The organism is Alicyclobacillus acidiphilus NBRC 100859 (assembly GCF_001544355.1).
Taxonomy (GTDB): Bacteria; Bacillota; Bacilli; order Alicyclobacillales; family Alicyclobacillaceae; genus Alicyclobacillus; species Alicyclobacillus acidiphilus.
Window position 1 is genome coordinate 1 of record NZ_BCQI01000008.1, and the last position, 21,751, is coordinate 21,751.

Consider the following 21,751-nt stretch of genomic DNA (forward strand, 5'->3'; position numbering starts at 1 on the left):
CCCGCATAGCGGTACTTTTGTCCGCTATGGCGACGCTCACTCAGCTCATCCGGCCCTCCCGCACCCGCGTAGCGGTACTTTTGTCCGCTATGGCGACGCTCACTCAGCTCATCCGGCCCTCCCGCACCCGCATAGCGGTACTTTTGTCCGCTACGGCGACGCTCACTCAGCTCATCCGGCCCTCCCGCACCCGCATAGCGGTACTTTTGTCCGCTATGGCGACGCTCACTCAGCTCATCCGGCCCTCCCGCACCCGCATAGCGGTACTTTTGTCCGCTACACGTGTCCATACATCAATTTCTCGCATCCGAAAACCGCTGTTTCGATCCGGTTTGTGATCCTGACTCGATGCACTATTCCATATTATGCAAATTTGCGCCCCATTTGCTGTGTTATTTACCGTTGTAAACCTCTGAAAAGAACTCGCTACGGGAAGCGCGAAGGTGCTCACAGCGACCTCCCAAGCGACCTCCAATGGATTGGCCCCGCCCCGGGACACCCCTTGACGATCCGTTGCGCAAATCTCGCCTTCGAACGGGCGAATAACGCATTGGTGTTGTAATGATCGCCGTTCGCCGTGCTTCAGGGTTATTCCGGAATATACGGCAATTCCAAGTTCTTGGGCACATTGATCACGTGCGTTTCGGTGTAACCCAAGATCCCTTCCTTGCCGTACTCGCGTCCGACTCCGGATTGCTTGACACCGCCGAACGGAAAACGAACATCGAGTCCCTGAACGGCCGCTGTGTTGATCATGGTCGTGCCCGCTTCCACACGGCGGGCGACTCGGATGGCGTGCTCCTGTTCTCCCCATACCGAACTCGTGAGCCCATAGATGCTGTTGTTCACCAGCGCAATGCCCTGCTCTTCGTCATCGTACGGCATGATCGGCACGGTCGGACCAAATTGTTCATCCACCGCGATGGGATCGTCGTAACCCGCACCCAGGACCAGCGTGGGCTGCAAGAAGTAGCCTTTCTCGAACACGTCTTTGTCGAGGATCTGCCCGAGCGGAATCACTTCACAACCCCGGCTCTTGGCGTCGTCAACCAGACTTTGCACGTACTTCTTCTGTCTGAGGTTGTTCACCGGCCCCATGGTCACATTTGGATTGAACGGATCGCCGACTCGAATCCATTTGTTTGCCGCTTCGATGTACTTTTGGACGAATTGATCGTAGATGGACCGATGAACATACACCCGCTTTGCGATCATGCAAATTTGCCCGGCGGTCAGGAAGTTCGAGATGACGATCCGCCGCATCGCCCGTTCGTCGTTGACGTCGAAATCGGGAAGAATCAGCGCGGCGTCTTTACCCCCAAGCTCCAGGGTCATGTGCTTAATCGTGTCGGCGGCCGCTTTCATGATCGACTTTGCGGTATTCGTGCCACCCGTGAATGCGATTTTGGCGACCTTCGGATTCGACGTGAGTTCAACACCCACATCAGCATCGCCGTGGACGATGTTCAGAACGCCTGGAGGAAACTCGCCAGCGATGATCTCCACGACTTTCGTAACCGTCAACGGCGCGAAAGGACTGGGCTTCAGCACGACGGTGTTGCCTGCCAAGATGGCGGGCGCAATCTTGATGGTCGACAAGGAGATGGGATAGTTCCAGGGCGTGATCGCCGAAACGACACCCATCGGGTCATGCGAGATAATCGTCTTTCCGCCGTCGTGTTCTTCGACGTCGTCACTCAGAACTTCTCTGGCCGTCTGGCAGGCATAGTCCATCCACATGAACGATACGCCGAACTCGCCCTCGGAATCGTACAGCGCTTTACCATGCTCGCGCGAAAGCAGACGAGCCAATTCCGGTGTCGCGTCCTTCAGCTTTTGGATCGCGCGTTCCATTCGTTCGATCCGTTCGTCGAGTGACGTCCATCTCCAGAAGGAGAATGCTTCGTGAGCCGCATCGATGGCACGAATGGTATCTTCGCGCGTATTGACTGGGGCGTATCCGACAATCTCGTCTGGGTTCGTCGGATTTTCGCGGGAATAGCGCTTGGCAGTTTCGAAGCTCTGCCCATTGATAAACGAATGAACGACAATAGGTTCGTTTGTCATCAAAAACACCGCCTAATCTTTGTTATTTGGGATGTGTCTCGTCTTACCGATCTCGCCGAATGTCAGATATGGTTTCGTTCCAACGGGCGATCACGTCGGACGGATCGTTCAACTGAAACCGAACTCCACCGAGCAGCTCCGCATACTTCGCTGTGTCTTCGCGAATTCCATCGACCATCGCATCGAAGTGAACGAGATGGTACTTCGTCTCCTCGCTTGTTCGTCCCGACTTCAGCGCGAGTCTGATGTAGTATGCCTTACCGTCGTTCACGACAACCAGTGTGGCCCGTCCCGTCCGCAGGATGTTGGCGGTTGTGGTCGATGTCGGCCAGATGGCGATTCGCAACGTCGACTCGTCCATTGCCACAACTTCACCGACACTCAACATGGCGCAATGCGGCCAGAAGTCTTCGGTGACTGTCAGCAGCAGCATGGCTTCATGCTGCTTCTCCTCGAGGTTTCTCCCATCCAAAAACGCGATCAAATTGGATGGGAGTTCGGTCAAATTGCCAAACATGACGAGCCCCCTGCGCGATCCATGCACGAATTACTTGCGCTGTGCAATCTCGGGCACATGGATCGCCTTTGGAATATCCGCTTGCCTCACCTTAAAGTCTGGGTTGTACAACGACGACGACGTAAATTTCGGGTCTTCGCTGGACCGCCATGTATAAAAGCAGACTGGACAAGCGTAAATGGTCCATGCTCCCGAAACTGGAGAATCGGAAACCTTGCCAGCTTCCTTCGAGTCGCATCGTGGACAAGTGCTCATATCAAACACGCTCCTTCGCGCATGCCGCTTACTGTTTGTTCAATAAACCCTGGAATATCTTCTCCCATTTCTCCGTCGCGATCGGCGCATCCAATGGCTGCGAGTAGTGACCGCGCGTCTCAGGCGCCACTGGTGTGGTTGCGTCGAGAATCATCTTGTGCGTGATGCCGGCTGGATTTGAGCCGGGATCGAGCGGCAGGACGGACATATCGGGCAGAATGATGACGTCGTGCGCAGGATGCATTTTCGTCGACAGCGCCCACATCACTTGCGGGAGGTTGAACGGATCGACCGTCTCGTCGACCAGGATCACGAGTTTGCAGTACCCCAGGCCGTGCCTTGTCGCCATGGCGCTCATGCCGACCGCTTTCGCAAAGCCGCCGTAGCGCTTTTTGGTCGACACAATGCAGACGAGTCCATGGGTGTACATGGCGTTCACGGCAACGATCTCATCTGGGAAAAGGTCTTTGAGCTGCTTATAAATCGGGACACAGGTGTTGATGCCTACCATGTAGTCCGTTTCGGTCCATGGCATGCCAATGTAGAGATGTTCGAAAATCGGATTTTTTCTGTGATACACCCGATGAATTTGAATCACGGGCATACTTCTCCCGCCCGAATAGTGCCCGGTGAATTCTCCAAACGGGCCTTCAAACTCGCGCGTGCCGGCGAGAATTTCACCTTCGAGCACAATTTCAGCGCCCCAAGGAACATCCAAATTGGTGCCAGGCAAGGTGAATACCGGGTACGGCTCACCTTGGATAGCCCCTGCCATTTCGTATTCAGATTGATCGTACGCGATGGGGGCGGCAGCCATCGTCGTGATCACCGGTTCGCAACCAATCGCAAGTGCGACGGGCAGATTTTCACCGCGCTCTTCGGCATGTCGAAGGTGAATCGCGATATCGTGTTGGGGAACCGGCTGAATGCCCAAACGATCTTTACCTTTCACCTGGATCCGATAGATACCGACATTTTGCTTGCCGAAATGCTCCGGATCGGATGGATCGCGCGATATCACACACGCCTTGTCGATGTAGAAGCCGCCATCATATTGGTTCAGGCGAAACAAAGGCAATAGGTCAAACAAATTGACGTTCCCGTCGACGACGACCTCCTGAAACGGGGCACTCGCCTCGCGTCTGACTGGAACCGGATAGTTCTCCCAGCGACGGGCGAATTCAAAGAACTGTTCTTTCACCGGCGTGGTTTTTGGCAGTCCCATCATGAGCGCATGATTCGGCCACGATCCGATCACATTCATGGCAATCCTCGCGTCGCGATACCCGTTGATATTCGTGAACAGGAGCGCGGGGCTTTGATCACTGACGTTGCTGATGGCACGTCCGGCTGATCCCAAATCTGGTTCGGGCATCACTTCGTCTTCAATCGTCAAGAGTTGACCTTCCTTCTGCAAGGTCTCGAGAAAATCGCGAAAGTCCCTATACGCCATGAATGGCCCCTCCAGTATTCTTTCGATTCTTAAACCCTTCCCACCGCTTCGCTTCGCTCTGGGGCAAGCCAATTTGGTCCATGACGCGGAAAACGATGTGGTTCACCATATCATCGATTGTTTCCGGCTGGTTGTAAAAGGCCGGCATGGGTGGGAAAATCACAGCTCCCATTTGGGAGAGACCCAACATATTCTCCAGATGAATCGTGCTCAATGGCATTTCGCGTGTTAAAAGAATCAACTTCCTGCGTTCTTTTAACATCACGTCGGCTGCCCGAGTTATCAAATTATCCGCGAGTCCAACGCGAATGGAAGCCAATGTTTTCATGCTGCAGGGCGCGACGATCATCCCATCTGTTGGAAACGATCCGCTTGATATCTTTGCAGCCTGATCCTTGTGCGAGTAGTTGTAACTCGCCAACGCTTGCACGCGCTCTACCGAATAGGTTGTCTCGTACGGGATGGTTGTTTTTGCCCAGGGAGACAACACAAGATGTGTCTCGACACCTGCAGAGTGGAGGACTTCCAGAATGCGGACACCAAATATTGCCCCCGTAGCGCCTGTAATACCGACGACGATTCTCAAGATTCTCCCCCATCTGCATAGGAATTTGAATTCGTGACGAAGCAAGTGTAGTATACCCAGAAGGATATCAAAAATATTTGTTTAATCTATTTATCATACGAATATCGTATGATTATGTCATATGGTTATGGGAGACACGTTCATGGACCTTCGGCAATTGAGGTATTTTGTCGCTGTGGCAGAGACTGGACAAATCACAGCGGCAGCCAAACGCTTGAATATCGCACAGCCGCCGCTCAGTCAGCAGCTGAAAATCATAGAACAGGAACTTGGCGTTGTACTCTTTGAACGAGGAAAAAAGAGCGTCACATTGACGGCTGAAGGGGTTTCGCTGTATCGGCGGGCAGTCGATCTGCTCAAAATGTTCGACGAGATGGTCGTGGAAGTGCAGGAACTTGGCGGAGGCGTACACGGCATGCTCAGTGTCGGTACCACCCTCTATTCGGCACCGATGTTGTTGGATCATCTGACGTATCTTCGAAAGACGTATCCCCGTCTGACGTACAGAATTTGGGAAGGCGAACCCGACAGACTTCAGGAACTGCTCGACAGCCGTTCCATCGAGGTAGCCATCACGAACATCCCCGTGCGCATCCCCCACGCCCATGTTCATCGAATGCAACCCGACCCGTTTGTGTTTGTAACCATGAAAAAGACGGCGGACGTATCTGTCGATTCTATTCATATGGAGACCATCGTTCAAGAACCCATTGTCCTTCTGGGACCCGTCTACGGAACCGGTATTTACAACCAAATCGTGGATGAACTGCATCGCTTCAGCGACAGACCCAATATCGTTTGCGAATGTCACGACTCGACGTTGCTGTTCCGACTCATCCATGCAGGATTCGGATCGACCATATTGCCCAAATCTGTGCTGTCGCTCATCCCTCATGACGATCTCGCTGCCATTGCCATCGAAGGATCGAGTTTGGCTTATGAACCAGCGGTTGTTTATAAGGAAGGCGCACATTTATCGAACGCAGCCAAAATATTGATCAGCAGACTCGGCGTTACAGCGCCAGGGCCATCAGGCTCCGAGGCCTGACAAACTGGGCGCCCTGCGCCCTGAAGCAAAGAGGACGAAACCGCGTCTCGTACGCGATCTCGCCCTCCAACAGGTATTTCGTTGTATACGTCCGGTATTACTTCGCGAAGGTCAAGTTGCCAATAGTGGCAACAGTCGGCTGCGACCAAACCCAATTGCCTGCTGACGTTTGCGAAGGATTATAGAAGACCAATGCGCCTGGCACTTCGTCGGTGCCGTCTTGCAGCACGTCTTTTGCCGCCTGAACGCTGGAGGCGTTTGCCGGATGATAGATATATCCGTTCGCGACACTCGAAAACTGATAAACACCGTTTTCCCGCCCGAACACGACGTCATAGACGCTGTTGCCGCCGTATTGGCCAGACTGGATGCGATGCATGATGACATCTCCGACAGCAATTTGCGTTTGCAGCGATTCCCCGCCGGCCTCGGCGTTGATGACCTGCCCCAGCCAGTACAAGTTGCCGGGCGTATCGTACGCTTCAAACCAACTGGGCAACTTCAGCTGTGTTCCGGCCAATATCCAGTTCGGATTGACACTTGGATTCGCGTCCTGCAGCGATTGCAACTGGATACCATCCTCCTGCGAAATGCTCCACATCGATTCGCCGGGTAGGACTGTGACCGTATCAGCCAAAGCGGCGGCGGAACTCAATCCCCAGATTGCGGCGCCCGCGACAACACCCATCATGGCACGCGATATACGCATTGAAACACTCCTTTAGAATTGGTTGACATGGGTAGGAATGCGAGAGCATCTCACGTGTTTCATGAGCGAAATCGGACCATCAATCGCAACCGCCGTATGCGAAGACAGGGGACGATTGGCGTTTCGGATCGTCGCAGATCCGATTTCGTTCTCGAAAGACAATTCGGAGCGGCGTGTGTGCCGCGGCTCTCGCACAGATTTCGGTGAGCCTGCATCTCGTGCGGCTACAGTGAATGAGTCTAACAGGGATTGCGGTAGAGGAAAACCCAATCATTTTTGTAACAGAACAAGAACTTGCCAAGCCGTGATCCATCAAAAACCAATTTTTGCGCACATGTCATGGTGTGACTGCTTGGCGTATCGGCTGTTTACAACACTTTGAACACATAGCCCTGAGTACGATAATATCGAATCAGCACTGGCAAGGCCTGTACCGTGTAACGGCTTTGGCTGACGCCATCGTGAAACAGGACAATCGATCCCGGCCGAGCCCAAGTCTTGACTTCATGAATGATGCTGGCTGCAGAAGTCGCCTTCCAATCCAGGGAATCGACCGTCCAAAACACCACAGGATGCCCCATTTGGAGAATCATAGGAAGTTCCCTTCTATCGATTGCACCATACGCTGGCCGAAAATACCGCGGCTTTTTGCCCGTCACCTGCACAATCGCAGTGTCTGCCATTTGCACTTCACTTCGGATCACGTGCTCCGGCACGTGAGCGAGATTGCGGTGATCATAGCCGTGACTACCGATCTCGTGGCCTTCACGCTGCATCCGTTTCATCACGTCAGGCAGTTCCGTGCAGCGAGAACCGAGCACAAAGAACGTCGCGTGAACGTGCTCACGCCGCAATACATCGAGAATTTGGGGCGTGTATAATGCGCCCGGACCATCGTCAAACGTGAAGTACAACACTTTCTGCTGCGCTTCTTGTTTCGCCTGCACCGTGTTGGCGATGAACCCGCTGAACATCGTCGTAAGACCCGCGACGAGCACAGTGATACCCATTCGCGTGCAGGCGCGGATGGAAGAACGATGTTTGTTGCGCAGATGTTTGTTGCGCAATGATATCACCTCACCATCCACAAAGATGCCCTCATAGGGAACAGAATATGAGGACATGGGTGGTTGGCAGGAGTCTGTACGGGGATTGCTGCCAGATCGGATCGGGCTGTACAATAAGTCAATTGAGAGTCAACTGAATACGGTACACGGACGAAGGAGCCGACAGCATTGTTTCATCTTTCCGTTATGCATATCGCAATACTCGCCATATCCGGATTTGTCGCCGCATTTATCGATGCGACCGTCGGCGGCGGCGGACTCGTCTCACTGCCAACCCTCCTTTTTTTGGGCCTTCCGCCCTCGATGGCGTTGGGGACGAATAAATTAGCCGGAACGATGTCGGCCGTGACGAGCACCGTTTCGTACTTGAGATCCGGAAAAGTGAGTTTTCGCCTCGTCGGTCCGCTGTTTCCGCTTGGCGTCCTGTCCGCGGCGGTCGGGGCCGTCGTGGTTCACCATCTTCCGTCGTCGTTTTTGCGACCGTTCGTCCTGGTGATGCTCATCATCGTCGCGGCCTATACCGTATTCAAAAAGAATTTGGGCTTGCACGCGCGTCCAGAAGGCTTGCGTCCACATGCCTACCTTTGGACCGCGGCATTCGCCAGTGTGATTGGTTTTTACGACGGATTCTTCGGTCCAGGCACGGGTTCTTTCTTAATGATGGGATTCGTTCTGCTTGGTTTTGATTTTCTGCAAGCGAGTGGAAACGCCCGAACACTCAACTTCGCAAGCAACGTTGGCGCCTTGATCGCCTTCGCGTGGGTCGGCGCGGTGCGCTATGAGGCGGGCCTGATTCTCGGCGTATGCATGATGTTTGGGGCGTTCATCGGTTCGCGGTTCGCCATCCGCAAAGGCTCCCAATACGTTCGTCCGATTTTCATTGGCGTCACGATTCTAGTCATTGGTCAGCAAGTTTACACATTGCTTCGATAGATTCGTCGAGTCGGTCATAAGCCTGTCCCAGCGGCCATATATTGGACTGGTGGGGGTGCTTTCGTGAACGACACACTCTTTCTATTTTTATTGGTCCTCGCCGCTTCGTTCGGATTCAGCACGTTGCTCAGCAAAATTCCGCTCTTGCGAATTCCAACGACTGTATCCTACATGATATTCGGCATGGTCATGCAATCTCGCGTAGTCCCGATGACGCAGTCGGAGACCGTTTGGCTCAACCATCTGGCCGACTTTGGGCTGCTCTTTCTGATGTACATCTCGGGCATGGAGGTCGACATCCACAAACTGCGCCCGTCACGCCACAAAGGGGATGCTCCGTCTGCGCTGTATCTCGGACTCGCTACATTTACCGGCACCCTGCTGCTCACATTCGGTATCTCGTTCCTCGTGGTCCACCTGACTTCATCCACCATCGATCCCTACATGCTCACCCTGCTGTTTGCCACCACCTCCCTCGGCGTCATTCTCCCGGTGCTGGAGGAGACACATGTACTCGACAAACCGTTTGGCCAAACGCTTCTGACGAGCGCGCTCATCGCCGATTTTCTCACCATGCTCCTGATTTCACTGTTCGTCAGCACACGCACGGACAGCAGCTTCGGGCATGTGCTGATGACGCTTGCCATCATTCCGTTCGCCGCGATGGTATATGTTCTGTTGAGAGCCATTCAACGCGTGCCGGGCATGCGCCGACTGGCGGGTGATGCGCAGCTCCGTGTCCGCGCCATTCTCGCACTTCTGTCGATCACGGTGGCGCTTGCCGACTCGACGGGCGCCGAACCAATTCTTGGCGCCTTCTTAGTGGGAATGATGGTTTCCGCGATGCCTTTCGCCTTCAAGGACAAACTTCGCGATTACAGCCACGGGATCGGCTATGGATTCTTTATCCCTCTGTTCTTCATCTCCGTCGGACTCGACTTCGACTTCCACGGTCTGGCTCTCTCCGAAACATTGCTGTGGATTCCAGTGCTCGTCGGGATCGCATTTGCCGTCAAGCTCATCCCGGCCATGCAGTTGATCCCCTATTTCGGCCTTCGCAACGCCTTCGCAGCGGGCTTTCTCCTGTCCGCCCGGCTCAGCCTCATCGCCGCCGCGGCACAGATGGGCGTACGCATCGGCGCACTCTCCCAACAGTTTGCGGACGCAGTCATCCTCGTCGCGATTGTGACCAGCATGGTCTCTCCGATTCTCTTTGTCGTTGTCGGCAAACACGCCGAATCTGCGGCAGAATAGTCTTGCATGTGAGGTTCACTGTCGAACAAAGAGGAGATTTGACTTGCCGCGTCGAATCCGAAGTTGGGATATTATCCGATCCGTTACCACATCTTGTACGTTGATTCCATGGGCGGTGACTTCGTGGCCGGTGAATTTCTGGGCGCTCAGCGCGACGCATTGACGAATTTGCTCTCCCGCAGCCAATTTTTGTACGCGGCTGGACACATGATGCCAAATGCTTCCTCGGCTGCCGTGTTGCTTGTGAACTTGGACCGATTCAGACTGGTGAACGACAATTTTACATACTCGAACGGGGATTTGGTTCTGCGGGAAGCCGCTGGCCGCCTCGTTCAGGAAGTGCCCCAGGATGCGCTCGTCAGCAGGTTGAGCGGGGACGAGTTTGCAATCGCGTTGTTTCATTTTGACAATGAATCCGTGCACGCGCTCGCGGAACGAATTCGCAACAAATTGGCCGAACCGTACCGCGTCAGCGGTGCGGAAGTCGTGGTTACGGCGAGCATCGGGATCGCGTTCGACGACGCCCGCGCGTTCAATTGCGAGCAGTTGCTGCAACGTGCCGATTCCGCTTCGCGCACGGCGAAAGAACAGGGCCGAAACCAAATCTGCGAGGATGTCGACGAGTCGACTGATGGCATGTCGCCGCTCGTGGTGGAAACACTGCTGAGATCGGCGTTGCGCAATTCCGATTTGGAAATTTACTATCAACCGAAAATCCAGACCAAATCGATGCAAGTCGTCGGTGCTGAAGCGTTGTGCCGTTGGCGTCATCCCGAACTCGGCGAAATTCCGCCGCAATCGTTTATTCCCATCGCCGAATCGAGCGATTTGATCCTTCCGGTCGACGAATATGTCCTGCGAGCGGTTTGTATCCAAGGGAGCAGTTGGCTGCGTGACGGCTACCGTGTGCGCATGAGCGTGAACGTGTCCAGTCGCCAGTTTCTTCACCCGTCCTTCACGGCCCTCGTGAGGAATGTGCTGAACGAGACTGGCATGGATCCGACGCTGCTGGAACTGGAAATCACGGAGCGAACCGCGATGACCGATGTCGATCACGCCGTACACGTGCTGCACGAACTACGCGATCTCGGCGTGCGCACGGCCATCGACGACTTCGGCGTCGGCTATTCTTCGCTCAACTACTTAATTCGATTCCCTGTTCACACGCTGAAGATCGATCGTTCGTTCACGGCTGGCATTCAAGGATCCATCAATCAAAATCCGGTGATTGGCGCCATCATCTCACTGGCCAAATCGTTGAACCTCAACGTCGTGGCGGAAGGCGTGGAGACGGTTCAACAATTTGACTTTCTGCGCGACAGCATGTGCGACGAAATTCAAGGTTATCTGTTCGGGGAACCTGTACCTCCTTCGTCGTTCCGCGTGGCCTCGTTCGTAGTGTCGCCACAATACAGAAATGCGCATACCATCGGGCAGGACGAAGGCACACTCGCTGTTCGTCTCCATGAATTTGAATGGCTGGATCGAATCAGCCAGCACGTGAACCGCAGGCCGCAGCTTCACGAAATCGTGTCGCACTTGACGGACGCGCTCGTGGATCGAATGCCCTACGACCGTCTCAGCGTCGAACTCGCCGCGCCGGACGACGAATACTTCAGCGTCCACGAAGCTTCCATACGCGACGACGTGCCTGCGCGACCGGTCGGGACGCTGCTGCCGCTTGCGCACAGTGGATTATCCTACCTTCGCAAGACGCATCAGCCCTCGATGTGCGGAGATATCCTGCGCAATCCTGAATTTGCGGAGGACTACGAATTGAGCGCGGAGGGAATTCAATCGATCATCCGCGTTCCGCTTATCCGAGGCCATGAGGTATTTGGCCTGTTGTCGGTGCAATCCGTTCATAAGAACGTCTATTTTGAGGAAGACCGCGCTACGCTTTGGCGCGTTGCAACCCGGTTGGCAGACGCCTTGTACGCGTCTTTCCTGGAAGACGCCCGCTTGCGAACGGTATACGTCGAACCCGGAACAAAGCTCTATTCACGGGGGTTCTTGTTGGAATTGCTGCACGCGGACGAGCCGTCCACCTTCTTGTCCAACATGCTGCGCCGCCCCATTCACCCGGTCGACGTGGTGACGGCGGTGTACGTGTCTGTGTGCGATTTTGCAAAAATGCAGTTGGAGGAAGGGGAATATGCCATGAGTTACCTCGGGCAGTTCCTCTCCACGCACACCATTCACGACAGTATCGGCATCCGGATGGGCGCAAGTGATTTCTTGATCCTCGTCTTGAACGACGTACAGCTTCCGATCGCGCACTTCACACAACAACTTCGCGACCACCTCGGGCTCCTTCACGTACGCGCGGCTCGCATCGGAGACGCGGGTCAAAGCTTCGACGTGAAACTCGGCAAAGCGACGGGTACTTGGAAGGGTTTCTCCGACATCTATCACCAGGCGATGGAAGACGCCATGACAAAAGACCCACTGGGCATGCCGCCGCGCCTGTGAGCGGCTGGCCCAATGGGTCTATTTGGAGACGTGCCAGTGTCCATAATCACGCTTGCTTCGGATGTCGGCCCTTGAACTGATTCACGGCTCCGCATTCTGGGCATTGCAATTGGATGGCCATATGCACGTACGTGGGGTCCGATCCAATCACGCTCACATCGGCCCCGACTTCATTGCCGTGAGCCACCACAATTCCTCCGTAAATGTCGCCAGCCCAGCCCATCGTGTGACCGCAGGCGAAGCAAGTGTGAGACGCGTGAATTTCGTGGTTGTGCATTGGCATCTCCTCCGAGCATAGTCTTCACTACGCCCAAGCGGCGTTATACCCCGTTCGAATTTGCGCGTTCACACAATACAGTCCCGCAGAAAACGTCAAAATCCTCGTTTGCTGTCGAGCAGGATGGTCACGGGACCGTCGTTCACCAAATGCACGTTCATCATCGCTCGAAATACGCCTGTTTCAACGTGGATTCCCCGCTCCGCCAGCAACCCGTTAAACGCCTCGTACAGGGCTTTCGCCTCATCGGGTGAAGCTGCCATCGCATAGCTCGGCCGCCGGCCCTTGCGCGCGTCGCCGTACAACGTAAACTGACTGACAGAAAGTACGGATCCGCCCGATTCCCGAATATCGCGATTCAACTTGCCCTCGTCATCTTCGAAGATCCGCAGGCTCGCAACCTTGTCGGCGAGGTACTCGGCGTCGCTGATGGTATCTTCACGCCCGATTCCCACGAGCAACACCATGCCTCTATCGATTTGACCGACCGTTTGTCCTTCCACTTCAACCTTCGCTGGTCCGCTCCGCTGTACAACGATACGCAAGTTGCTACCCGCCTTCCCCATCTCCACTAGAATTTTGAACCACTTGGCTATTGGACGATGCGGCGAACGCTGTAAATGTCTTTCAACCGCTTCAAGCGCTCGACGACGGTCCGAAGATGATCCAAATTCCGAATCCGAATACTCATGTGAATATGTGCCACTTTCTTCGCGTCGGCCCGTGCACTCACAGCCGTGATTTCCGTCTTCGTCTCACCAACCGCGTTCAACACCTCGTTCACCAGCCCATGTCGATCCAACGCTGTGATTTCGATCTCGGCGTTGTACGACCAGTCGCGGTTCGTCGCCCACTCGACTTCCAATGTCCGCGCTTCCTCCGCTGTGAGCGCGGCCACATTCGGACAATCGACTCGGTGAACCGATACGCCTCGGCCACGTGTGATAAAACCGACAATCTCGTCACCCGGGACTGGATTGCAGCAACGCGCGAACCGAATCAACAAGTTGTCGACGCCCTTCACACGAACGCCCGTGTCAGACGGTTTCGGCGCCGACTTGGTGATGGACATCGAATCGACCGGCTTTTCCTCCAGCGTCCGTTTATGCGCTTCGACCAAACGCGTGACAACTTGGGCCGCGCTCAAACCGCCGTAACCCACGGCGGCATACAAATCGTCCTCACGTGTGAACGAAAACTTGTGCATGGCTTCCGTGATACCGGAAGGCGACATCAGCAGCTTCGGATCGAGGCGTTGACGAATGATCTCACGCTCGATATTCTCACGGCCTCGCGCAACGTTTTCCTCTCTCTTTTCACGCTTGAACCATTGCCGAATCTTGCTTTTGGCTTGCGAGGACTGAACGATTTTCAACCAGTCTCGACTCGGCCCGTAGGAATGTTTCGAAGTCACCACTTCCACGATATCGCCGGTTCGAAGTCGGTAATCGAGCGGCACCATCTTGCCGTTTACCTTTGCACCGATACAGTGATTGCCGATATCGGTGTGAATGCGATACGCAAAATCGATGGGCACCGATCCAGCCGGGAGCTCGATGACGTCGCCCTTCGGTGTGAAGACGAATACCTGATCAGAGAACAGATCGATCTTCAACGTCTCCATGAATTCCTGCGCATCGCGGAAATCCTGCTGCCATTCCAGTACCTCGCGGAACCAAGCCAGTTTTTTGGCGAAGTCGTCCTCTGCCCGTTGCGGACCGTTTTCCTTGTAGACCCAGTGCGCCGCAATACCGTACTCGGCGGTCTGGTGCATTTCCCACGTTCGGATCTGAATCTCAAGCGGTTCGCCGTTCGGACCGATCACGGTCGTATGCAGACTCTGGTACATATTCGCTTTCGGCATCGCGATATAATCCTTAAAACGACCAGGCATTGGCTTCCACATCGTGTGCACAACGCCCAGGACGCCATAGCAGTCCTTGATGCTCTCGACCGTCACGCGGATGGCAAACAAATCATAAATTTCATTAAATTCCTTGTGTTGAGTGGTCATCTTTCGATAGACGCTGTAGATGTGCTTTGCTCGACCGCTGACTTCCGCTTTCAGATTCAATTCGTCCAGCTTCTCACGCAACAGTTCCATCACGCCATTGATGAACTGCTCACGCTCTTGGCGCTTGCGGGCCATCAGGTTGACAATTCGGTAATATTGCTGCGGATTTAAATACCGCAACGAAATGTCTTCCAGTTCCCATTTGATGGTGTTGATGCCCAGGCGGTGCGCGAGCGGCGCGAAGATTTCGAGCGTTTCACGCGCCTTCCTCGTTTGCGTTTCGGGTGTTTGGTAGCGGATCGTCCGCATGTTGTGCAGTCGATCCGCCAGTTTAATGATGAGGACACGGATATCCCGGGCCATCGCCATGAACATCTTGCGAAGATTCTCCGCCTGCTGCTCCTCGCGCGAGTCGAAGCGAATCCGTTTCAACTTCGTCACACCATCGACGAGGGCGGCTACTTCGGCACCGAAATGCTGCACGATGCTGGAATCCGTGACGGATGTGTCTTCCACTACATCGTGCAGCAGAGCGGCGATGATCCCAGTCGCATCGAGCTGCAAATCGGCCAGAATGAACGCTACCGCCAGTGGGTGTATGATATACGGTTCGCCAGACATTCTCGTCTGACCCGCGTGCGCCCGACTGGCAAATTCATACGCTTCCCGCACACTCGCTAATTCGCTTTCATTACAATAGCTCGAGAGTTTCTCACAGAGAAGATCGATGGTCTGTTCAGCCACGCCGCTCCACCCCCTTTGTAGCGGTTGTTCACTCATCATATTGAACCAACGTCCGAATGGGCATTCCACGAAGTCGCGAACGCCCGTGCAATGCCATCAATTCGATGAAAAAGGCGGCGCCGACAACTTGTCCACCCAGCTTTTCGATGAGAGCCACCGTGGCCTGCATCGTGCCGCCCGTAGCCAGCAGATCGTCTGCAACGACGACACGCTGTCCTTCCAGAATGGCGTCTTCGTGAATTTCCAAAGTATCCTGGCCATACTCTAAATCATAGGTCACCGATACCGTTCGATACGGCAATTTTCCCTTTTTACGAACAGGTACGAATCCGAGGCCCAAACGCGTTGCAAGCGGTGCTCCGACCACGTATCCACGCGCTTCAGGACCCGCAATCACGTCTGCTCCCCAGGCACGCACGCTGCCCGCCAAAGTCTCGATAGCGGATTGATACGCTTGGCCATCGCCGAGAAGCGGTGTGATGTCCCGAAACAGGATGCCCGGCTTCGGAAAATCTGGAATGTCGCGAATCCAACTCTGATAGTTGATGGTCACTCTTGTCTCTCCTCTATCCCTGTGCGTCTATCTATACCTTGCCGTACAACTGTGCCGCATCCATTTGGCGGCACAGTCAGTCGATGTTAGACTCATCTTTCGCGGTATCGTCTCGCAAAGAAACCATGCTTGTACGAAGATGCAATTGATAGCGGTGCGCGTCCCGAAGGTCGCGCTTTCTGCTCTTTACAACATGATACGCACCTTCCGCGCACGCGGCAAATCCTAGTTCGACAAAAGTATCTAGAATGAGTCCCAATTTCGTCGGATCGTCTCCATCCGCTGTCGAATGCGCTTGTGGAACCTGGAGACGACCTGACTGGTGAAGGGATCGGTACACGTCCGCAAAATCGTTTCGCGACAAGGATCCTGACAGTTTCCATCCGTCGATGACACGCAGTTGCAACTGCCTTTTTCCCTGCCAGAGATTCTCTGACATTTCTACAACAAACGCGTAATCCCTGCCGCGCTCAATTCTCACAGCGATCGACTCGGGAACGTGAAACCAGACGAGATCGCGCTCAACCGCACCCTCCGCAACCCTCAGCCGCAGATGCGAACCATTGCCCATCGGCGTTACTTGAGAAATCGAGATGGGACCAAGAAAGAACCGCAACGGCTCGTTATCGGGCCCGTACGGTCCAAATCGTGCAACCCAGTCCAGTGTTTCCAGCGTCGCCAATTCCAGCGGCAGGTAATCATCGGCGAGCGGTTCAGTCGCTGCGCTGTCTCCCGCTTTCGGCTGTTCCGCCAGTTGCATCGCGGCGGCCGTCTCGATGGCTGTTTGAAACGCCGCTCGAAAGGCGTCGAGATGACTCCGTTCGATCCCGCAGCCAATCGCCGCGTCGTGCCCTCCGAAATGATGGAGCCATTGGGAACAACGCTCGACGATGCCGTGCAGCGAGATGCCGCCAGGCGCTCGTCCCGAACCGCGCAAAATCGGTTGCGAGTCGAGATCGGAGAACACGATGGCTGGACAACCAAACTTTTCGACCAACTTGGCAGCGACGATGCCGACAACACCGAGCGGCCAAGGTCCGCTGACGACGATGCCCTTCGGACGTCCATCCGCGCCGTGGATCGCCGCTTGCGCAATCGCTTCCGTCGCGGCCTCTTCGGTCGCCTTGCGCCTGTTCACATTCAACCGTTCGATCTCGTCGGCAAGCACCACCGCTTCGCGCCGCTGTTTCGCCATCAACAATTGAAACGCGGTTTCCGCATGGGCCATTCGCCCAGCGGCATTCAACCGCGGCGCGATCTTCCAAGATACATCGGTCACCGACAGCTCGCGCTCGCCCACCTTTGCGCGCTCGCAGAGCAAGAGCCAGCCGGGTTGCTGACAGCGCCGCAACGCGGCGAGGCCTTCCCGGACGATCCGGCGGTTCTCGCCACGCATCGGCATCATGTCGCTCACAGCCCCGAGCGCCGTGAGGCCCAACAGCCAATCTTCGTGGAGTTGGTTCGACCCTGTGGCAGGCGTTCGTGGATGCGCGAATTCCATAGCCTGCGTCAGTTTCCAGGCAACACCGGCGCCAGACAGCACGATGGCGTCTTCCGGATGCTCGTGGCGCGTGTAGTGCACGACGGCTGTACATGTGGGCAGCGTGCTGTCCCCAGGTTCATGGTGATCTGTCACGACCACGTCGATCCCCAGTTCGATCGCCGCGGCGACGGCATCATCCGCGCGAATGCCGTTGTCGACCGTGATCAGCAGTTCTGCGCCCAAATCGTTCGCGCGGTGGACGAGATCGACGCTCAAACCGTAACCGTCGTTGACCCGCTCAGGAATGACGCAGTGCCAGATGGCTTCCCTCGCGTCCAACTCGCTCGCCAAGATCGCGCTCGCGGTCACCCCGTCGACGTCATAGTCGCCGACAATCACGATTGTCTCTTTCTCCCGAATCGCCCGATGGATCCGATCCACCGCCTGCCTCATCTCGTGAAACGCGAACGGATCGGACAATTGCTCCCGCCAAAACAAAAACCGCCTGGCTTCTTCGACATTGCGGATATTCCTCGCCACTAACCAACGCGCGACACGCTCTGGAACGTCCAGCGCTGCGACCAGTTGATCAACGTCTTGCGCAGAGACGTCCGCCGCACGCCATAGTGGTACATCGTTGCTCACACGTCTCCAACCCTTTCCCTGTCAAACCAAACCTTCAGTCGGATGTCTTGTCGTACGGATTGACATGAACGAAGACATCCTGCACTCGCTCAAACTGACTTCGCAACACCTGACGGACCTCCGCCGCGATGTCGTGGCCTTCGGCCACGGTAATCCGGCTATCGACGCTGATTTCGATATCCACGATCACGTATTGGCCGTGATCGCGCACACGCAGTTCATCAATAGCGCACACACCTTCAATCTGTTCCACCTGCTGACGGTATGGCGCCAGATTCTCCTCCTCCAGCACGACTCTGTCCATCAGAGGGCGCAAGGCGTCCTTGGCGATATCGATGGCCATCTTCAGAACGAGCAAGGCGACAAACGTGCCAGCGGCCGCATCCATGTACATCAACCAGTGCACGCCGAGCCGACGGCCCACAATCGACAGCAGAATACCGACGAGGGCAGCCAGCGACGAATACACGTCCGAGCGGTGATCGTAAGCCTGTGCCATCAGGCTCTTGCTCATCATCTGTTTGCCCAGCCGATAGTTGTAGCGAAACAGAAATTCCTTGACCACAATGGCGATCAACGCCACATACGCGGCCACCATGTCCGGCGTTTTCGGTGGATGAAAGAACGAGGTCACGGACGATATGCCGACCTCGATGGACGCCGCCACGAGCAGACCTGCGACAATCGTCGCGGCCAGGAGCTCCGCCTTGCCATGCCCGTATGGATGATCCTCATCGGGCGGCTTGCTGGCTATGCGCAATCCGATAATGACGGCGACGGAGCCGGCGAGATCCGAGGCGGAGTGGACGGCATCCGCAATCAAAGCGTCGCTGGACGCGATGACGCCGACGATACCCTTTGCCGCCGCCAACAGAACATTGAGCACGGCATTCGTGTAGGCCGCTCGAGTTCCGCGACTGGCGGCGTTCGCGGCATCTGCCATCAAGTCATCGCCTCACTTTCGCTCTCTGACTGAACACACTGAAGCAAAGAGAGCGCCCCAAAGGAGCGCTCGTCTGTTTTGTAACGAACGTCACACGACTTCGACTTCGTCGGTCACGGTCTTCTTTGGCAGAGACCTGCTGCGCCAAGCGACCCAAATCGGGCTCGCGATAAAAATGGATGAGTAAGCGCCACTGATGAGACCTATGATCAACGCGAATGTGAAATTCCGGATGGACACGCCTCCGAAGAAGTAGAGAATGACCGCGGCAACCAAGACGGTGAAGACGGTGTTGATGGACCTCGCCATGGTCTGCCACAAACTCTTGTTGACCACTTCGCGAAGGCTCTCGACATCCTTCGGCTTATCAATCTTCAGATTCTCGCGAATACGGTCAAAGATGACGATGGTGTCGTTGATGGAATATCCGACAATCGTCAGCAATGCCGCCACGAACGTGAGATCGATTTCCCTTCGGAACAGCACAAATACCGAAAGGACGATGAATGCGTCGTGGAGGAGCGCGATGATGCCCGCAATGGCAAAACGGAATTCAAAGCGAATCGCGACGTAGATCACGATGAACGCCGCGGCGGCAAGAATGGCCCAAACCGCCTTGTGCGCGGTCTGTTGGGCGACGAACGGATCCACTGTGTCGACCTGAATGCCTTGCTTCGCATCTGGAAAATATTTATGCTCCGCGTTCTGAATCTCCTGGATCTGATGCGGCGTCAACTGGCCGGGCAATGTCACAATCGCGACATTCCTCGCGATGCCGCCGACGGTCAACCCCGTATCCCCGATATTCAATCCAACTGACTGAAACATCTGCCGAACCTTCGTATCATCGACCTTCTGATTGACTTGAAACTGAATTCGCGATCCCGCCTTAAAGTCGGTGCTTAAATTGAAACCAAACACCGCAAAGAAGATCAATCCGGCTACGGTAATGGCACTGGAAAGGAGAAAGAACCACTTGCTGAGGCGAACGATATCAAACTTTGGCTTCATGCTCTTTCAGCACTCCTTTCCCCACGCCATACCACCACGGCCGCCGAACGACGTTGGAGTTGGTGAACGAGAACAGCATCAGCCGGCTCAACAACACCGCCGTGATCAGGCTGACGATGATACTGACCATCAACGCGACCGCAAATCCCCGCACGTCGCCTTGTCCGCCGAAGAAGTACATGACGGCGCCTGCGATAAACGTCGTCGCATTGGAGTCGATAATCGTCCGGAGCGCGTTTCGGTTCCCGACTTTGACAGCAGACTTCAGACTCCTGCCGTTTCGCATCTCGTCCTTGATGCGCTCGTACGTGATGATGTTGGCGTCAACGGCGATGCCGACACCGAGGATGAGCGCCGCCAAACCTGACAACGTCAAGACGACGTGCAGTCCGTCAAACACCAGCAGGGTGACATAGCCATACGCCACCAAAGCGAGATCGGCAATGAGCCCCGCGAGTCTATACACCCATATCATGAATACAAAGATGATGATGATGGCGACCAGACCTGCAACCATCGTTCGCTGCAGACTCGTCTGCCCCAAGGTCGGCCCTACACTGGTCAAGCTCTCCAAATGCAGCGGATACGGCAAGGCGCCCGCGTTCAACTCGCTGGCCAACGCCATACATGCCTGCGGCGTCGACAAGGAGCCCCCGGAAATTTCACTCTGTCCGTTGTACATCTTTTCCTGGATCACGGGATCCGTCAACAGTTGCCCGTTGAGAAAGACATAAATCTGTTTGCCGACATACTTGTCGGTAATGTTAATCCACTTCTGCGCGTTCTTGAACTCAATCGCCACGGCGTTCTGACCGGTTTCCTGGTCCACGACCCACTTGGCGTTGCTCTTCAAATCCGCGCCTGTCGCAAGCGGTTTACCTTGAGGCACAAGCTGTCCAGTCTTCTTGTCCATCGTCGCGCTGCCGTAAATCGCCAACTGCGCTGTCGCGCCGATGATCTGCTCGGCTTCCTGCTGGTTCTTGACGCCTGCCACCTGCACGCGAATCTGGTCCTGTCCGGCTTGGTTCTTGCCTTCCAAATCGATAATAGGCGAAGACACGCCGAGCGAATTGACCCGCAACTCAACCGCCTTTAACAACGCTTGCTTGGCGCTCGTCGAGAGCGACTGGCCCTTCGGCGTCTCTACCGAATAGAGCAAATCCACGCCGCCCTTTAAGTCGAGTCCCAATGGAATCGACTTCCAGATGGTCGTTACCGTGCCCGCCGTCAGTCCGACGATCACGACAGCCATCAGCAAGAACGCTAGAAAGCGTCCCCATTTCATAGCTTGTCCTCCTTAGTCACCTGACACACCCGCGCCCATCGTCTCTATATCCAGGCGAGTCTACAACATGTGGGTGTACAACCGTTCCAAACTTGGCATAACACGTCTAGTATACGCAACGACAAAAAAAGCCGTCAAACTGCGAAATCCGACGCGGCTTCGCCTACGGTCCCGGCAGCTCGCTGCTCTTATACGCCGCAATGGTCTGGTAATTCATGTAGTCTGTGATTCGGGCCGACAAAATACACTCGACCAATTGATGCAATTGCACATCCGGCTTCACTTTGGTCGAAATGTACGTCCAAAAATCTTCGAGCGACACCTGCCCGTAACCAAGCAGCGCGAACTCTTCGATCTTCGCCTGGCACAGATCCATGATAGCTTGCCGATGCGCACGCAGGTGCGGTTCATCCAAGATGCTCACGGGTCCCCATC

At 55.2% G+C, this 21,751-nt stretch carries 20 protein-coding genes; 4 read left to right on the plus strand and 16 right to left on the minus strand.

Annotated features, from left to right (window positions below; genetic code table 11):
• Nucleotides 1-588 precede the first annotated feature (588 nt).
• The 5 genes from AAC01S_RS04640 to AAC01S_RS04655 are packed head-to-tail and all read right to left on the minus strand — an operon-like array spanning nucleotide 589 to nucleotide 4,878.
• Nucleotides 589-2,067 (minus strand): aldehyde dehydrogenase family protein, encoded by a 1,479-nt coding sequence (locus tag AAC01S_RS04640; protein WP_067619535.1) that lies wholly within the window; start codon nucleotides 2,065-2,067, stop codon nucleotides 589-591.
• Between the two features lie 43 nt (nucleotides 2,068-2,110).
• Nucleotides 2,111-2,584, minus strand: coding sequence for a pyridoxamine 5'-phosphate oxidase family protein (locus AAC01S_RS04645; protein ID WP_067619538.1), 474 nt, complete (start codon nucleotides 2,582-2,584; stop codon nucleotides 2,111-2,113).
• A gap of 30 nt (nucleotides 2,585-2,614) precedes the next feature.
• Nucleotides 2,615-2,839 carry a non-oxidative hydroxyarylic acid decarboxylases subunit D gene (locus tag AAC01S_RS18630; RefSeq protein WP_083511516.1) on the minus strand — a complete coding sequence of 75 codons (225 nt, stop codon included), beginning with the start codon at nucleotides 2,837-2,839 and terminating at the stop codon, nucleotides 2,615-2,617.
• Between the two features lie 28 nt (nucleotides 2,840-2,867).
• Nucleotides 2,868-4,292 (minus strand): non-oxidative hydroxyarylic acid decarboxylases subunit C, encoded by a 1,425-nt coding sequence (locus tag AAC01S_RS04650; RefSeq protein WP_067619542.1) that lies wholly within the window; start codon nucleotides 4,290-4,292, stop codon nucleotides 2,868-2,870.
• Complete coding sequence (locus AAC01S_RS04655; protein WP_067619545.1) at nucleotides 4,282-4,878, minus strand: non-oxidative hydroxyarylic acid decarboxylases subunit B; 597 nt, start codon at nucleotides 4,876-4,878, stop codon at nucleotides 4,282-4,284. The genes AAC01S_RS04650 and AAC01S_RS04655 overlap by 11 nt, the downstream gene beginning before the upstream one ends.
• 142 nt (nucleotides 4,879-5,020) lie before the next feature.
• Between AAC01S_RS04655 and AAC01S_RS04660 the strand changes: the two genes are divergently transcribed.
• The gene (locus AAC01S_RS04660) at nucleotides 5,021-5,926 is read left to right on the plus strand and encodes a LysR family transcriptional regulator (RefSeq protein WP_067619548.1); all 906 of its coding nucleotides are present in this window, start codon (nucleotides 5,021-5,023) and stop codon (nucleotides 5,924-5,926) included.
• 97 nt (nucleotides 5,927-6,023) lie between these two features.
• Here AAC01S_RS04660 and AAC01S_RS04665 read toward each other — a convergent pair whose 3' ends face one another.
• Nucleotides 6,024-6,635, minus strand: a complete 612-nt coding sequence (locus AAC01S_RS04665; RefSeq protein ID WP_067619551.1) for a cell wall hydrolase — start codon at nucleotides 6,633-6,635, stop codon at nucleotides 6,024-6,026.
• Between the two features lie 368 nt (nucleotides 6,636-7,003).
• Entirely contained in the window at nucleotides 7,004-7,723 is a 720-nt protein-coding gene (locus AAC01S_RS04670) for a polysaccharide deacetylase family protein (protein WP_067619554.1), read from the minus strand.
• 147 nt (nucleotides 7,724-7,870) lie between these two features.
• Here AAC01S_RS04670 and AAC01S_RS04675 point away from each other — a divergent pair, with 147 nt between their 5' ends.
• The 3 genes from AAC01S_RS04675 to AAC01S_RS04685 all read left to right on the plus strand — a co-directional run bounded on the left by AAC01S_RS04675 (nucleotide 7,871) and on the right by AAC01S_RS04685 (nucleotide 12,361).
• On the plus strand, nucleotides 7,871-8,635 hold the full coding sequence (locus AAC01S_RS04675) for a sulfite exporter TauE/SafE family protein (RefSeq protein ID WP_067619557.1): 765 nt from the start codon (nucleotides 7,871-7,873) through the stop codon (nucleotides 8,633-8,635).
• Nucleotides 8,636-8,698: 63 nt separating this feature from the next.
• Nucleotides 8,699-9,889, plus strand: coding sequence for a cation:proton antiporter (locus AAC01S_RS04680; RefSeq protein WP_067619560.1), 1,191 nt, complete (start codon nucleotides 8,699-8,701; stop codon nucleotides 9,887-9,889).
• 123 nt (nucleotides 9,890-10,012) lie between these two features.
• Nucleotides 10,013-12,361, plus strand: coding sequence for an EAL domain-containing protein (locus AAC01S_RS04685; RefSeq protein ID WP_157071044.1), 2,349 nt, complete (start codon nucleotides 10,013-10,015; stop codon nucleotides 12,359-12,361).
• 46 nt (nucleotides 12,362-12,407) lie between these two features.
• Here the strand turns inward: AAC01S_RS04685 and AAC01S_RS04690 are convergent, their stop codons facing one another.
• The 9 genes from AAC01S_RS04690 to AAC01S_RS04730 form a co-directional block, all read right to left on the minus strand.
• Nucleotides 12,408-12,638 carry a hypothetical protein gene (locus AAC01S_RS04690; RefSeq protein ID WP_245630082.1) on the minus strand — a complete coding sequence of 77 codons (231 nt, stop codon included), beginning with the start codon at nucleotides 12,636-12,638 and terminating at the stop codon, nucleotides 12,408-12,410.
• A 95-nt stretch (nucleotides 12,639-12,733) separates the two neighbouring features.
• The gene (gene dtd, locus AAC01S_RS04695; RefSeq protein ID WP_067619566.1) at nucleotides 12,734-13,183 is read right to left on the minus strand and encodes a D-aminoacyl-tRNA deacylase; all 450 of its coding nucleotides are present in this window, start codon (nucleotides 13,181-13,183) and stop codon (nucleotides 12,734-12,736) included.
• 47 nt (nucleotides 13,184-13,230) lie between these two features.
• The gene (locus AAC01S_RS04700) at nucleotides 13,231-15,396 is read right to left on the minus strand and encodes a RelA/SpoT family protein (RefSeq protein WP_174520822.1); all 2,166 of its coding nucleotides are present in this window, start codon (nucleotides 15,394-15,396) and stop codon (nucleotides 13,231-13,233) included.
• A 28-nt stretch (nucleotides 15,397-15,424) separates the two neighbouring features.
• Nucleotides 15,425-15,943 carry an adenine phosphoribosyltransferase gene (locus AAC01S_RS04705; protein ID WP_067619791.1) on the minus strand — a complete coding sequence of 173 codons (519 nt, stop codon included), beginning with the start codon at nucleotides 15,941-15,943 and terminating at the stop codon, nucleotides 15,425-15,427.
• 82 nt (nucleotides 15,944-16,025) lie between these two features.
• Complete coding sequence (gene recJ, locus AAC01S_RS04710; RefSeq protein ID WP_067619569.1) at nucleotides 16,026-18,077, minus strand: single-stranded-DNA-specific exonuclease RecJ; 2,052 nt, start codon at nucleotides 18,075-18,077, stop codon at nucleotides 16,026-16,028.
• Between the two features lie 34 nt (nucleotides 18,078-18,111).
• On the minus strand, nucleotides 18,112-19,020 hold the full coding sequence (locus AAC01S_RS04715) for a cation diffusion facilitator family transporter (RefSeq protein ID WP_067619572.1): 909 nt from the start codon (nucleotides 19,018-19,020) through the stop codon (nucleotides 18,112-18,114).
• A 90-nt stretch (nucleotides 19,021-19,110) separates the two neighbouring features.
• Nucleotides 19,111-20,031, minus strand: a complete 921-nt coding sequence (gene secF, locus AAC01S_RS04720) for a protein translocase subunit SecF (protein WP_067619576.1) — start codon at nucleotides 20,029-20,031, stop codon at nucleotides 19,111-19,113.
• Nucleotides 20,015-21,316 carry a protein translocase subunit SecD gene (gene secD / locus AAC01S_RS04725; protein WP_067619579.1) on the minus strand — a complete coding sequence of 434 codons (1,302 nt, stop codon included), beginning with the start codon at nucleotides 21,314-21,316 and terminating at the stop codon, nucleotides 20,015-20,017. Before secD ends, secF begins: the two co-directional genes overlap by 17 nt.
• A 163-nt stretch (nucleotides 21,317-21,479) precedes the next feature.
• Nucleotides 21,480-21,740 (minus strand): post-transcriptional regulator, encoded by a 261-nt coding sequence (locus AAC01S_RS04730; RefSeq protein WP_245630083.1) that lies wholly within the window; start codon nucleotides 21,738-21,740, stop codon nucleotides 21,480-21,482.
• Nucleotides 21,741-21,751 lie beyond the last annotated feature (11 nt).